The 13,770-nt window shown below is 59.6% G+C and carries 9 protein-coding genes and 1 riboswitch; of the genes, 3 read left to right on the plus strand and 6 right to left on the minus strand.

The genetic code is table 11. The features are described 5' to 3' along the window. Nucleotides 1-49: 49 nt before the first annotated feature. The 4 genes from BKD70_RS09675 to BKD70_RS09690 all read right to left on the minus strand — a co-directional run bounded on the left by BKD70_RS09675 (nt 50) and on the right by BKD70_RS09690 (nt 2,761). Nucleotides 50-658: a YqiA/YcfP family alpha/beta fold hydrolase gene (locus BKD70_RS09675; RefSeq protein ID WP_047273101.1), complete on the minus strand. Its 609-nt coding sequence runs from the start codon at nt 656-658 to the stop codon at nt 50-52. A 111-nt stretch (nt 659-769) separates the two neighbouring features. Then, the gene (gene cpdA / locus BKD70_RS09680) at nt 770-1,585 is read right to left on the minus strand and encodes a 3',5'-cyclic-AMP phosphodiesterase (RefSeq protein ID WP_047273100.1); all 816 of its coding nucleotides are present in this window, start codon (nt 1,583-1,585) and stop codon (nt 770-772) included. Between the two features lie 106 nt (nt 1,586-1,691). Then, on the minus strand, nt 1,692-2,144 hold the full coding sequence (locus tag BKD70_RS09685; protein ID WP_047273099.1) for a DUF1249 domain-containing protein: 453 nt from the start codon (nt 2,142-2,144) through the stop codon (nt 1,692-1,694). Continuing rightward, nucleotides 2,135-2,761, minus strand: coding sequence for an NUDIX domain-containing protein (locus tag BKD70_RS09690; protein ID WP_047273098.1), 627 nt, complete (start codon nt 2,759-2,761; stop codon nt 2,135-2,137). The genes BKD70_RS09685 and BKD70_RS09690 overlap by 10 nt, the downstream gene beginning before the upstream one ends. 221 nt (nt 2,762-2,982) lie before the next feature. Here BKD70_RS09690 and BKD70_RS09695 point away from each other — a divergent pair, with 221 nt between their 5' ends. Next, nucleotides 2,983-3,729 carry an RsiV family protein gene (locus BKD70_RS09695; protein WP_047273097.1) on the plus strand — a complete coding sequence of 249 codons (747 nt, stop codon included), beginning with the start codon at nt 2,983-2,985 and terminating at the stop codon, nt 3,727-3,729. A gap of 57 nt (nt 3,730-3,786) precedes the next feature. Here the strand turns inward: BKD70_RS09695 and cytX are convergent, their stop codons facing one another. Together cytX and thiC are read right to left on the minus strand one after the other, a co-directional pair. After that, entirely contained in the window at nt 3,787-5,049 is a 1,263-nt protein-coding gene (gene cytX, locus BKD70_RS09700) for a putative hydroxymethylpyrimidine transporter CytX (protein ID WP_047273096.1), read from the minus strand. A 112-nt stretch (nt 5,050-5,161) separates the two neighbouring features. After that, nucleotides 5,162-7,054, minus strand: a complete 1,893-nt coding sequence (gene thiC / locus BKD70_RS09705) for a phosphomethylpyrimidine synthase ThiC (protein ID WP_047273095.1) — start codon at nt 7,052-7,054, stop codon at nt 5,162-5,164. A 154-nt stretch (nt 7,055-7,208) separates the two neighbouring features. After that, nucleotides 7,209-7,314, minus strand: a riboswitch (TPP riboswitch). Nucleotides 7,315-7,496: 182 nt separating this feature from the next. On the opposite strand from thiC, the gene BKD70_RS09710 reads away from it, so the two are divergent. Together BKD70_RS09710 and BKD70_RS09715 are read left to right on the plus strand one after the other, a co-directional pair. Continuing rightward, nucleotides 7,497-8,933 (plus strand): TolC family outer membrane protein, encoded by a 1,437-nt coding sequence (locus BKD70_RS09710; RefSeq protein ID WP_047273094.1) that lies wholly within the window; start codon nt 7,497-7,499, stop codon nt 8,931-8,933. Between the two features lie 138 nt (nt 8,934-9,071). Then, nucleotides 9,072-13,766 (plus strand): dermonecrotic toxin domain-containing protein, encoded by a 4,695-nt coding sequence (locus BKD70_RS09715; RefSeq protein ID WP_047273093.1) that lies wholly within the window; start codon nt 9,072-9,074, stop codon nt 13,764-13,766. The last annotated feature ends 4 nt before the right edge of the window (nt 13,767-13,770 follow it).

Below are 13,770 nucleotides of genomic sequence, written 5' to 3' on the forward strand. Positions count from 1 at the left end.
TCTCGTCGTCAGTCGTAAATAAAGAAAATAAAGGCCATTCGCCGGTGCCTCACAGGGCCGCGAAGTCGATGGCCTGGTACTGTTCTGCTGCTACTCCGGCAAAGCTCAGCAGCGCGGGCAGTTGCCGGGCAAAACCTTGATAACTGTGATCGCCCCCGGCCTGAATGCGCAAGGCACACGCTGCGTAGTACGTTTCAGCGTAGCGGTAGTCGAGGGTTTCATCGGCGGTCTGCAGCCACACTTGAATGCGCTGCGGATCGCGGGGCGCCGGGACTTCAAGCTCGGCCAGGGCGTTCACGTGATCGTGGGTCAGCTCCCAGGTCTCGCCGCTGTACAGGTTGGTCTGGGTGCCCAGATAACCGTCAAACATGCGGTGCGGGCTGACGGCCGGGTTGACCAGCAAGGCTTTGAGGCCGTGGCGCTCGGCAAGCCAGGTCGCATAGTAGCCGCCGAGGGAGCTGCCCACCAGCAGCGGGCTGCCCAGCTCGCCAATGGCGGCCTCAAGCTGTGCGATCGCCTGTCGCGGGTGATGGTGCAGGGCTGGCACACGCAGTTGCTCACCAAGACCCATTTGCTGCATCACCGACGTCAACTGCGAAGCCTTTTTGGACTCGGGCGCGCTGTTGAAACCGTGGATATACAAGATGGAACCCGACATGCCATTACTCCCGAGTACAAATTCAGCCAGACACAGCCTTGAGAAAGACGCGCAGTTTAGCCTGACTCGGGGTGAATGACTCGACCCATCATCTGTAAGTTTGTCCAGTGGTCAATATTTGTCGTGGGAGTAGTCGGGTTCGAAGTCAAAGTGCGCCACCCGCGAGGTCCCGGTATCCAAAGTGCCATCAGGGTTCAGCTGCAGCCAGCGGTAGCCGGGCGCCTCGGTGCTGACCTTGAAATCCTCGCTGTGGGGCGCGAACTGGAAACAGGTTGAAGGCGTGGCCAGCAACCTGACCGCCTTACGCTGCTGATCGAAAGGCTGATGCACATGCCCCCACAACACCGCTTTGACCTGGGGGAAGCGGTCCACCACCGCCCAGAACGCGTCGGCATTGAGCAGGCCGATGGGCTCAATCCACTGGCAACCAACCGGAACCGGATGATGATGCAGGCAAACCAAGTGATGACGTTCCGGCGCTTCGCTCAGTGATTGCGCCAGTCGCTGGAGTTGGTCGTCCTCCAGATAACCATGGCTTTTATTCAGCACGTTGGAATGCAACAACGTGATGCGCCAGTTGCCAACATCGACACGCGGCTCCATCAACCGGCTTTGAATGGCCGCCTCGCGCATCTGCTGAACATCGTCATGGTTGCCCGGAATCCAGCGCGCCACGGGCGCCAACGCGGCGGTGGCCTGTCGAAAATACTGGTAGGCCGCGACGCTGCCGTCCTGGGCCAGATCGCCAGTGGCCAACAACACGTCGACAGACGGCTGCTCGGCACTGACCAGGTCGATCACCTGTTGCAGGCTGCGCGCGGTGTTAAGCCCCAGCAGGGAGCCGTTTGCGTCAGCAAACAAGTGGCTGTCAGAGAGCTGCACCAGCAGCACCGGGTCTTCAGTGGTCAGGGTGGAAACACTCGGCAAGGCGGCTCTCCCGGAGGGCGTCGATGAAGGGCGCGATTATGCCATTAGCCTGAGCGCCTGCGCTGTCGATCGCAGCCTCGCGATTCGACAGCGACTTGAAGCGGTGTTACCTGACTTGTGCGTATTCGTGACCGCACGTCAGGCAGTGGCTCAACCACTCACCCAGAAACACATTGAGCTGAGCTTTTTCGTCAGGCTGGTGCATGGCGTCATTGGGATAAGGGTAGATGCTGCGAAAGCGTCGTGCATGTTCGGCGCCAATCACTTCAGCCATGCGCGCATCGTGGTACACCTGAACCTGCAACTCGGGCACCGGCAACCACGGCAAGCTATGTTCCTGACGCACGCGCAGGGTGCTGGTGTACGGGCAGTCGAGCATCACTTCAAGGGTCAGTACGCCCAGCATCTGATCGCCCTGGGTCACGGCAATGCGCCGCGCATCAGGCTGCTCGCGCATGTCGGGCAACAAACGCATCAGGCGCGCGTAATTGGCCTCGCAGGCAGCCTGCAAGCCAATCAAGTCGACCCGATAACGGTCGCGCACCCCGTTTACGACCATAACCCCCTCACCTCGGCGCGATTGAGCGCCAGCCATTGCAGGGCAATGATGCTCGCTGCATTGGAAATTCGACCATCGCGTACTGCCTGAAGCGCATCTTCGTACGCCCAAACTGTCACTCGAATATCTTCCGCCTCTTCCTCAAGGCCATGCAAGCCACCAATGCCTTCGGTGCTGCACCGGCCCACGTACAGGTGCACAAATTCGGTGCTGCCGCCCGGCGACGGGAAGTAGCGGGTGATCGGCCACAGCGAGGTGAAGGTCACACCGGCCTCCTCTTCGCCTTCGCGGTGGGCCACGTCTTCAGGATTGACCTCGCCTTCCTTGTCGATCAAACCGGCCACCAGCTCGATCAGCCACGGCGTGTCGGTCTTGCCCATGGCGCCGACGCGGAACTGCTCGATCAGCACCACCTCGTCACGCTGCGGGTCGTAGGGCAACACGCAAACCGCATCATGGCGCACAAACACTTCGCGACTGATCTCACGGCTCATGCCACCGGCAAACAGTTCGTGGCGCAAGTGCACGCGGTCCAGTTGGTAGAAACCTTTAAAACACTGTTCGCGCTTGACGATCTCGACTGTGCGGGGCGTAGTCGCCTTCGTGGTATCCGTCATTTCAAACCTCTTGCTGGCTAATTCCTGCCGGGGTGGCCCGCGGCATCGCGCATCCTAACGCGCATGAACGCCGCGATGCAGCCACTTTTCTGACACGGGGATAGACGGATCACCTGCAAACCAACTCTAATTGGCACCTTTAAGCTTAGTGGCGAACGGATGCCCTCGCAGGCAGTCGAACCTCCATAATTTTGCTTTTCTTTTGTTGATGAAGGACGACCATGTCGCTTTTAAAGTTTGCCTCCCTGACCTGCATCGCCCTGACCCTGGGCGCATGCCAGAGCGTATTTCAAGCGTCCGCGCCAAAACCGCTGGCCTTCACCCCTGATGCCTCGGAACAGCTCAAGACCGGGTGCAAGGGCCAGGATTGCCCGCTGGTGAACATCGACACCGTACACCCGCAGGGCGACCCCAAACTGGACGCGCTGATCGAAAGCCGCCTGCTGAAAATGACCGTCTTCTCGCCTGAAGACAAACTGGCGCCCTCTCTCAATGCCTACCGCGAACAGTTTTTGCGCACCGCCGCCAGTCGCAACAGCAGCTATTTGCAGGCCAAGGTACGTGAGCAGCATGACGACCTGGTGATTATTGAGCTGTCGAGCTATCTGGACACCGGTGGCGCGCACGGCATGCCAGGCCGTGGCTTTATCAACTATTCGCGTCAGGATCAGCGGGAAGTGACCTTGCAGGACATGTTGATTCCAGGTCAGGAGAAAGCCTTCTGGGCTGCAGGTAAAGTCGCGCACAACAACTGGTTGATCAGCACCCGCTTCGGTAACGATCCCGAGTTCGTCAAAAACTGGCCGTTCCAACAAACCCCGCACGTGGCCTTGCTCAAGGACAATGTGGTCCTCAAGTACGATGTGTACAGCATTGCGCCGTACTCCGAAGGCCATGTCGAACTGAAAATCCCTTACTCGCGCCTCAACGGGATTCTCAAGCCGCAGTGGTTCCCTGCACAACGGTGAGTCTCCCCAGCCCACCCCAACCCTCTCCCACAGGCAGAGGGTTGGGGTGAGGGGCTTTTAGCGGCGACGCCCAAAAGCCCAGTGCAATACCCCCGCCAGCACCAACGCTGGCAAGGTCGCACCCACATCCGGATACACATTGGCCAACAGGTGGTAGGTACTCACCCCACCCGCCCACGCCAGCAATGCCGGCCAGCAGAACAACGCCGTGGTCACCTGCGCGCTGCGTTTGCGCACAAGGAAGTGATCCACCAGCACCACGCCAAACAACGGCGCAAACACCGAGCCAATCAGCAACAAGAAGTTCTGGTACTGCGCCAGCGGCGCAAAGCAGGCGATGAGGGTGCAGATCACCCCGATGACCAACGCCAGATGTTCAACCTTCAATCGCCACAACACCCCGCCCGACACTGCCGCCGAGTGAATGTCCGCGAACGCGTTTTCCGACTCGTCGAGCAAAATCAGCAACAACGGAATCCCCAACCCTGCCCCGGCCAGCGCCAACAACAACGCATTCACCTCGCCACTGGGGGCAAACGCCAGGGTGTACGCCACGCCAAGACTCATCAGCCAGACGTTACCCAAAAAGAAGCCCGCAGCCGTGCCGCCAAAGACCTTTTTCGCGCGTTTGCCAAAGCGTGAGTAGTCCGCGATCAAGGGCAACCATGACAATGGCATCGCAATCGCGATGTCAAAACCGACCGCCAGCGGCAGTGAACCGTCGCCCTTTTGCGCCCATAACGCGCCCAGGTCAGCTTTGGAGAACAGGTTCCACGTCAGCCAGAGACAAGCCGCCAACAGCAACCAAATCCCCCATTTGCGCAGGACTTTGCGCACAAACGTCAGCGGCCCGCTGACAGCCAGCAAGGTCGCCAACGCCCCGAAAAACAACGTCCACAGCAGCGGGTTGCTGAACACGCTGGCGTCGCTGAACGCCCGGGCGCCGAGCAGGCTGGCGGCGTCGCGCATCACGATGATTTCAAACGCGCCCCAGCCAATCAGTTGCAGCACGTTGAGCAGCGCCGGGAGCAGCGCACCGCGACTGCCGAGGCTGAGCTTGAGCGCGGCCATGGACGACAGGCCGGTGTCGCAGCCAATCACCCCGACCGACGCCAGTAAGGCGACACCCACCAGCGTGCCGAGAAAGATTGCCAGCAACGCACCCGACAGGCCCAGGCCCGGCGCCAGTAACGCGCCGGTCTGTAACACCATCAAGCCAATGCCGAGGGAAAACCACAGGGAAAACAGGTCGCGTGCACCGAAGACACGCTGGTCCGCCGGGACCGCAGAATCCGGGGAATACAGGCCGGGTACGTTCAAAGAATGTGTCTCGAAAAGAGGAGGACAACCCTGTCAGGGTCTGTGGCCGTTGCCTGATCAGGTCACCGCCGTCGAGGCGCAGTGACACGCCTCGACAGGGGCTGGCCTGACGTCACACTTTTTTGTACAGCTGACTGCCTTCCTGCTTGAAGCGCGCGGCCTGCTCGGCCAGGCCTTGGGCCACATCAACGTCAACCGCGTCGATGCGCTGGTTGGCGGCATAGATGCGCACTTCCTGCGTGATTTTCATCGAGCAGAATTTCGGCCCGCACATGGAACAGAAATGCGCGACCTTGGCCGAGTCCTTGGGCAGGGTTTCGTCGTGGTACGAGCGGGCGGTGTCCGGGTCCAGGCCGAGGTTGAACTGGTCTTCCCAGCGGAACTCGAAACGCGCCTTGCTCAACGCGTTGTCTCGGATTTGCGCCCCCGGATGGCCTTTGGCCAAGTCGGCAGCATGGGCCGCGATTTTGTAAGTGATGATCCCGGTCTTCACGTCATCCTTGTTCGGCAACCCCAAGTGTTCCTTGGGCGTGACGTAGCAGAGCATGGCGCACCCGAACCAGCCGATCATGGCGGCGCCGATGCCCGAGGTGATGTGGTCGTAGCCCGGCGCAATGTCCGTGGTCAGCGGGCCCAGGGTGTAGAACGGCGCTTCGTCGCAGCACTCAAGCTGCTTGTCCATGTTCTCTTTGATCAACTGCATCGGCACATGGCCCGGGCCTTCGATCATGCACTGCACGTCGTGCTTCCACGCAATCTTGGTCAGTTCGCCCAGGGTTTCCAGCTCTCCGAACTGTGCCGCATCGTTGGCGTCGGCAATCGAGCCCGGACGCAGGCCGTCGCCCAGCGAGAAGCTGACGTCGTAGGCCTTCATGATTTCGCAGATGTCGTCGAAATGGGTGTAGAGGAAGTTTTCTTGGTGGTGCGCCAGGCACCACTTGGCCATGATCGAGCCACCCCGGGACACGATGCCGGTCACGCGCTTGGCCGTCAGCGGCACGTAACGCAACAGTACACCCGCATGGATGGTGAAGTAGTCCACGCCCTGCTCGGCCTGTTCGATCAAGGTGTCGCGGAACAACTCCCACGTCAGGTCTTCGGCCACGCCGTTAACCTTTTCCAGCGCCTGGTAAATCGGCACGGTGCCAATCGGCACCGGCGAGTTGCGGATGATCCACTCGCGGGTTTCGTGGATGTGCTTGCCGGTGGACAAGTCCATGACGGTGTCCGACCCCCAGCGGATGCCCCAGGTCAGTTTCGCCACCTCTTCTTCGATCGAAGAACCCAGCGCGCTGTTGCCGATGTTGCCGTTGATCTTCACCAGGAAGTTGCGCCCGATAATCATGGGCTCCAGCTCAACGTGGTTGATGTTGGCCGGGATAATGGCGCGGCCGCGGGCGATTTCTTCGCGCACGAACTCAGGGGTGATTTCTTTCGGGATGTTGGCGCCGAAGCTGTGTCCGGCGTGTTGCTGGTCCAGCAGACCCGCCGCCCGCGCTTCTTGCAGTTTCATGTTTTCGCGGATGGCGACGTATTCCATCTCGGCGGTGATGATGCCTTGACGCGCATAGTGCATTTGGCTGACGTTGGCACCGGCCTTTGCCCGACGCGGGTTCTTGACGTGGGCGAAACGCAGTTGGGTCAGTTCGGCGTCTTCAAGGCGCATTTGGCCGAAGTTCGAACTCAGCCCCGGCAGGCGTTCGGTGTCGTTTCGGTCGTCGATCCAGGCCGAGCGCACATCGCCCAGGCCTTTGCGCACGTCAATCTGCACCGACGGGTCGGTGTAGGGGCCTGAGGTGTCGTAGATCAATACCGGGGCGTTGATTTCGCCGCCAAAATCAGTGGGCGTCACGTCCAGGCTGACTTCGCGCATCGGCACCAGAATGTCCGGGCGTGAGCCCTGTACGTAGACTTTTTGCGAGCGGGTAAATGGCTTGACCGACTGTTCATCGACTTTGGCCGAATCACTGAGGTTGATTGCGTTTTTTAGTTTTGTCGTACTCATCACGGCTCTCCAGACTGCATCCAGGCGGATTGTCGGAGGGAGAACCTGAAAAATGTACGGACTGACCCAAGGACTGGGTGCTGAGTGACGGCCTCGAAAGATTGATCATTTTTTGAACAATCGATCCCGGACGGTACTCAAGAGGACTCGCCGGGTGACGAGAAATCTTGTTCCCTACGCAGGCGTTAACCTGATCAGGTTCAACGGGATCCGAAATTATTCGATCTCAGCCTCATAGCAAGGCACCCCGACAAGAACCCGGCCAGTCTAGACAAGACTGAGGCAGAACGCCAACCCCGGAATAATCAGCCTGATAAAAGTCGCAACAACGGCATTGTTGCAAGGTGTCACCGCTACTACACTCGCTACGTCTTGACACCACGAGTGCCACACGAGGCCTCGGGAGTTTATTTTCTCCGCATTATTGAACTAGGGATCGCTCATGCTGCGCAAACTCTCACTGGCTATCGCCGTGTCTTGTGCGACCAACGTAATGGCCATGGAAACCCAGGCCCCCTTGGCCAGCCAGACAGGCCTGGTCAGCGTGTATCACGAGGCGGTGGATAACAACGCCGACCTGGCGGCCGCCCGTGCCGACTACGCGGCACGCAAAGAAGTGGTGCCGCAGGCCCGCGCCGGCTTGCTGCCCAACCTGTCGGGCGGTGCCGAGTCGAGCAGCGTGCGCACCTCCATTGACCAGCCTTCGTTGACCACTACACGCAGTGCGGTGGTGTATCAGGCGACGCTGGCGCAGCCGATCTTTCGCATTGACCGCTGGTTCCAGTTAAAAGCCGCCGAATCGGTCAACGAGCAGGCCGCGCTGCAACTGTCGGCCACGGAACAAAACCTGATCCTGCAAACCGCCGAGTCTTACTTCTCGGTGTTGCGTGCCCAGGACACACTGGCCGCGACCAAGGCCGAAGAGGCGGCGTTCAAGCGCCAGCTGGATCAGTCTCGCGAACGCTTTGACGTGGGTCTGTCAGACAAAACCGACGTGCTGCAATCCCAGGCCAGTTACGACACCTCGCGCGCCAACCGGATCGTGGCACAGCGCCAGGTCGATGACGCGTTCGAGGCGCTGATCACCCTGACCAACCGTCAGTACAACTCGATCGAAGGCATGCGCCATACGCTGCCGATCCTGCCGCCGTCACCGAACAACGCCAAAATCTGGGTGGAAACCGCCGCGCAGCAAAACCTCAATCTGCTGGCCAGTAACTTTGCCGTGGACGCTGCGCAGGAAACCCTCAAGCAACGCAAGGCCGGTCACGCGCCGACCCTCGATGCGGTGGCGCAGTACAAGACCGGCGACAACGACGGTTTTGGCCTGAGCAACCCCAATGCCTTGCAGCAGCGCTACAGCGGTGACGTGTCGCAGCGCAGCATCGGCATACAGTTGAATATCCCGATCTACAGCGGCGGCCTGACCAGTTCGCAGGTCCGCGAGTCATACTCGCGCCTCGATCAGACCGAACAGCAACGTGAAGGCTTGCGCCGTCAGGTGGTCGAAAACACCCGCAACCTGCACCGTGCGGTCAACACTGACGTCGAACAGGTTCAGGCGCGCAAGCAGTCGATCATTTCCAACCAGAGCGCGCTGGAAGCCACGGAAATCGGTTATCAGGTGGGCACGCGCAACATCGTCGACGTGCTGGACGCCCAGCGCCAGCTGTACAACTCGGTGCGCGATTACAACAACACCCGTTACGACTACATCCTCGACAACCTGCGCCTCAAGCAAGTCGCCGGCACGCTAAACCCCGGCGATCTGGACGCGCTGTCGCGTTACCTGAAAGCCGACTACAACCCCGACAAAGACTTCCTGCCGCCCGATCTGGCGCAAGCCGCCGAAGCCAACATGCGCTCGCCCGGCAACTGAACCTTCCCTCGGTGATCGCGGCCACCCGGCTGCGATCATCCCTGCCCGGGCATATCCGGCTACCACCTGTGCGTGAGCGTTCCGGCCATTAATACGGCATCGGTCGTGTGACCTCTGGAACTCAACACAGGTACGCTCATGTCTACATACCCTGCCCTTGTCCCGGCAACAGCACCCCTTATTCCCGTCGCCAGTGCCGTCAAGGCACAGTTCGACAACCCGCCCGACCTTGAGGCGCTGGTGCGCAGCATGCTCAGCGGCGCCCTTGGCGAAAAATACCCGACACTCATCATCGACCTGCAACGCACCCAACTGGCCGTCCCGCGCTTGACCATCGGCTGGGATTTGCAACCGTTCATGCCTACCGTGCTGGCGTATCTGGGCAGTGGCACCGAGCTGGACTTCACCCCGCGCAATAACCAGCCCTATTACCTGTGCGATGACCCACCGACCTGGCTCGCGCCCGCTGAGGGCAAGCTGGACATGGCGGTCGTCAAGGAGGTGATCGAAGAGCTGACCTGGCGTGTACCGATCGGCTTACAAAGCGCGTTGACTGATTTTTGGTCAGCACAGGCCAATACCGGAACCAGTCGCTTGCGATGGCTCAGCCATCTGCTCAAGGACACCCTGAGCATCAGCGTGGTGCAACAAACCGACCTGAACGACACACACCGCGCAGCCATTAAACAAATTCTGGACTGCCCCGAACGTGCGGACCGGATCGGCCAATACGGCGAAGGGGCTACCCGCGCCTACCTGGCCAAAGCCACGCTGGTCAATTCAACCAGCCGATCGATACTGAGCACGCGACTGGTGATCGAATTGCCTGGCCAGGTGCTTTCCTGGTCCCCGAGCGCAACCGTCAGACCCTTCAAAACCCTCAATTCATTTGCCAGAGCCTGGAGCAGGAGTATTGGCCAATCGGTGACCACCGAAGAAGTCCACATCAAACGCTTCGAACTCGACGGCAACATTTTTGATGCCCAGAGCGCGGCCATTTTGAATCAGCAGTTGACCAACCTGAGCATGCTCAAACTGCCTTCCAGCCTCGGCTGGACCCAACTGCAGGCGGTCTACCAAGATATTGCCGACCCTTCGAGCATATTTATCAGCACCCCACGCCTGGCCCCAAACACGCTGGCCGCACTTGAACAGAAACTGCCTGACTGGCTGAAAAAAGCCGCTCTTGCGGATCAAGCGCTCTACCGCCAATTCAGCCTGGCACTGGCCAGCACGAAAAAAAACCATCAAGGCAAAACGTTTTTGAGTGGCATTGCCGATATACGCAGCTACACCGTTGATGTTCTGCAACAGCTAATGATGGGTGAGCGCAGCCGGTTAGAGCCCGAGGTTCAGCCGCAAACACCCGAAGCCCAGCTCGCCCCTGACGACATTGAGCTGACGTTTCATACGGTGACGGGTTTACCGGGCACGATTGGCATTGAAGAGCCCGTCACTATGACCCTGACCGAGCTGGCGCTGAAAAATTTGCAGGGTCGCCCCACCGGCCGCTTGACCGTGCGTCATCGCCTAGGGCTCAGTTTGCCCACGTGGTTGACACCTGATTACATCACCCGCAGTCAAGGGCTGATCGAGCAAGCCAACATCGGCGGCGACTACCCCAAGCGACTGGAAAACCTGTTGTTGAGCAATACGCCGGATGCGCAAGCACGCGAGCGCCTGTTTGCCGAGCACCTGCGGGTACAACTGCCGTTGCTCGCGCTGGAGTTAAGTCTCAAACACGAAAACGGCGTAACACCGTTGGGCGCCCGCTATGTGGCAGCGCTGGTAAAAACCCTGGCTGCCGACCGCGAGACCGACGGGCAAACGGTGGTCATTCGGTATTTGGCCCTGGTGCGCAAACCCGAGGCGACGGCGGACGTGGTGAGCAACATGTTCATCATTGAACCCGCCAATATCGACGTCGGACCCCACCTGCTCTATCGGCCGCTTTATGCGCAATCGTTGCTTGAATTCGCCACCCGGGACGCGCTGCTCGACGCCATCGTCAAACCGGGGGCTCTGCAGACCAGCGTACTGACCTGGTTGAGTGACAGTGCCCGCCCGATCTATGACAACGGCGGTTTCCTTGAGCCGCATTACGTTCGGTTCGGCACGGGGGATGAGTTTGCCCCGCGTGAAGTACCCGCCCCTGCCCAACTGGCAACCGATGGCGCCAGCAGTGAGTTGTTGCAATACCTGCATAACGGTCAGCTGATGTTGTCGCTGTACGGCAGCAATGCCCGAGCGCTGGTAGACCAGGCCGACGCAGAGTCGGTGTCTAACCGTGAAAGCCGCTGGGCGGTATTGCTGCAAGGTGGCGGCCTGATTTTTGACAGCCTTTTGCTGCTACCCGGCTTGCCACGCCCCCTGATGCTGACGGGCTGGCTGTTGAGCCTGGCCCGCTCAGCCGCTCAAGACATACCGGCATTGGCCAGCAATGACGCCGAAGAACGGGAATTGGCCATGGTGGACGTGCTGATTAACCTCGGCATGGTGCTTTTGCACCTGGCGCCGAGGATCACACCCGACCGACCGGCACAGCTGACGACGATGAGAAAAATGGCCCTGAGGCCCATCGCCCCACGTCGCAATGCAGAAGAATGGCCCGCTCCTCCGCTCCCCAAAATTTTTGAAGGGGCCGTGGCGCTGCCCGGTGAGTTCCCCAATACCCAAAGCACCGTTCTGGACTTCAGTTTCTTCGGCCCGTATCGGCTTGACGCCAGCCAGCGCACTCGGCTCGCGAGGTTTCAGGTTGCCCGCCCGGTGCCCCTGCCACCGGCACACGCCAGTGGTACAGGCAAAGGCCTGTACCGAATATACCAGAAATGGCACGTGCTGATTGACGCGCAACTCTATGAAGTCCAATTGAATGAGGAGGCAAGCGCCACCATCGTGTTACCCACCGACAACAACCAGTGCGGGCCGAATGTTCGCTCAGACACTGATGGCAACTGGTCGCTGGATTTGGGCTTACGCCTGCACGGCGGCATGCCGCCTAAACGGATTGCCGCGTATCAACAACAGAAACAGGCGCGCATCAACGAACTAAAGGCCACGCTGGAGGGCTTTTTCGATCAGGAACGGTCGCTTTTCGACATTGTGGAGAAAACCCGTTCGATCTATGTCCAGGCAAGCACCGACCCACGCTTCACCCCTGAACAGCTCGCCCTGTTGCGCACGCGACTGGAAGCTGCGCTGTCGCGTCAACTGATGGCCTACCAGGAACTGTTGAACAGTATGAGTGAGCGCATCCAGTTGCAGATCCCGTTCAGCGAAAAGGTGGTGATCTCCCTGCTGCAAAAAGTGTTCGACAATCGCTCCGTCGCCTTGTCCTATCTGGCGACCGAGCAACGCATCCTCACCCGACAGTGGCCTCAGTTCACGACGCCCGGTCCCGAACTGGAAGCGGCCGGTGACGCTGACCCACAAGGTTTTCTGCAATTCATCAAACTGCAAATAGACCTCAATGAGCGCGCAGTCGAGTATGTGGAACTCAGAAACAACTTCCTCGACCAACTGACCAACTTGAGCGATGCGGGGACCGAAGCGGCCAATCAATTGACTTCCAGCCTGTCCCCTGACGAACACACCAGCCTGACGCTAAAGAGCTTTTTACTCAGTTGCCTGAAGCTGGCCAGTTCGAAAACAACGGCCAGCTTTCGAGTACAAGACAGCCTCGACAATGCCATCGACCCCCTCAGGGAATATATCCACACCCACAACCAGCTCAACTCCCTGGAGCTGGAATCCGGTAGACGCCTGGAGGTGCTGGACAGTCTGGTCGAGCACTACGGCCAGGCGCTGGATGCCGTGCAAGGCATCGAACTCATCAACGCCGAAGAACTGGAGATGAACTATTTCAACAAGCTGCGCCAATTGTTGACCCAGCTTTATCAAGACGCCACGACGCAACTGGCCGCTGAAATCAAACCCCCGGCAAAACCCCGCAAAAAGCCCCGCAAACGCGTGCCATCCGCGACCGGCCGGCCGTTGCGAAAAGTCATCAAGGCCCGTGGCAAAGGGAGTCTGATTGGCAGCGTTCGGCCAGCGGGCGGGGAATGGCCGATTGAGGTGGTTGAAATACGGGACGCATACGACAACAAAGTACTGTCGACCTATTCGCAACACGGGGACGAGTGGGTGCAGATCACCTCGCCACGCCCGGTAGCGCCGATTGCCAAACGCCCACTGGATGTCATCAAGGGGCTGGCGCGCAAACTGTACGGCATGTTTGAGACGATTCAGCGCAAAGCCCTGCAATACAAGAACCAGGCACGGCACCCGCAGGAAATAGAAGAAATCCTCACCCATGAAGCGTCAAAATTCGACACGTTGGCCGACGAGTTGCACGCCGCCTGGCTGGGGCAACCTGAACCCGCGCGTTTGCCCGCCGACCAGACCCTGATCAATGACATGCACAGCGCCGCCCAGCGGCTTCAAGCGCAAGGCAAGGCGCTGCGCCTTCAACTTTGCCTTGAACTGCCGCCCACCCACGGCAACCTGCACTACCTGCTCGACGAAGGACTCGTCCAGATTGCAGGGCTGGGGCGCCGTATCCAGTTAACCGGCGAGCGTCAGGACTTCATTCAGGAATATGCCATCAGCGAGCCGGGCAAGACGCCCCTGTGGTATGCCCATTTTCACTATGAGCAACTCGACACCCCAAAGGAGCGCTACACCGTCGCCCATTTGAAAACCGGCGAGCAGCGCAAACAAAGCTACTACTCGCAGCTCAATACGGCTCAAACCGGGCAAGCCATCGTCAACATTCACCGTGGCCAGATCGGTAAGGCCATGGCTGAGCGCTGGTTCTTGCCCCTGGCCAACTAAGGGC

Source organism: Pseudomonas sp. BS-2016 (genome assembly GCF_001806145.1).
Classification (GTDB): Bacteria; Pseudomonadota; Gammaproteobacteria; order Pseudomonadales; family Pseudomonadaceae; genus Aquipseudomonas; species Aquipseudomonas lundensis.

Coding starts and splice junctions, on each gene's coding strand:
- BKD70_RS09715 (WP_047273093.1), top strand. CDS start 9,072: ATGTCTACATACCCTGCCCTTGTCCCGGCAACAGCACCCCTTATTCCC.
- BKD70_RS09675 (WP_047273101.1), bottom strand. CDS start 658: ATGTCGGGTTCCATCTTGTATATCCACGGTTTCAACAGCGCGCCCGAG.
- BKD70_RS09690 (WP_047273098.1), bottom strand. CDS start 2,761: ATGACGGATACCACGAAGGCGACTACGCCCCGCACAGTCGAGATCGTC.
- thiC (WP_047273095.1), bottom strand. CDS start 7,054: ATGAGTACGACAAAACTAAAAAACGCAATCAACCTCAGTGATTCGGCC.
- BKD70_RS09710 (WP_047273094.1), top strand. CDS start 7,497: ATGCTGCGCAAACTCTCACTGGCTATCGCCGTGTCTTGTGCGACCAAC.
- BKD70_RS09695 (WP_047273097.1), top strand. CDS start 2,983: ATGTCGCTTTTAAAGTTTGCCTCCCTGACCTGCATCGCCCTGACCCTG.
- BKD70_RS09685 (WP_047273099.1), bottom strand. CDS start 2,144: ATGGTCGTAAACGGGGTGCGCGACCGTTATCGGGTCGACTTGATTGGC.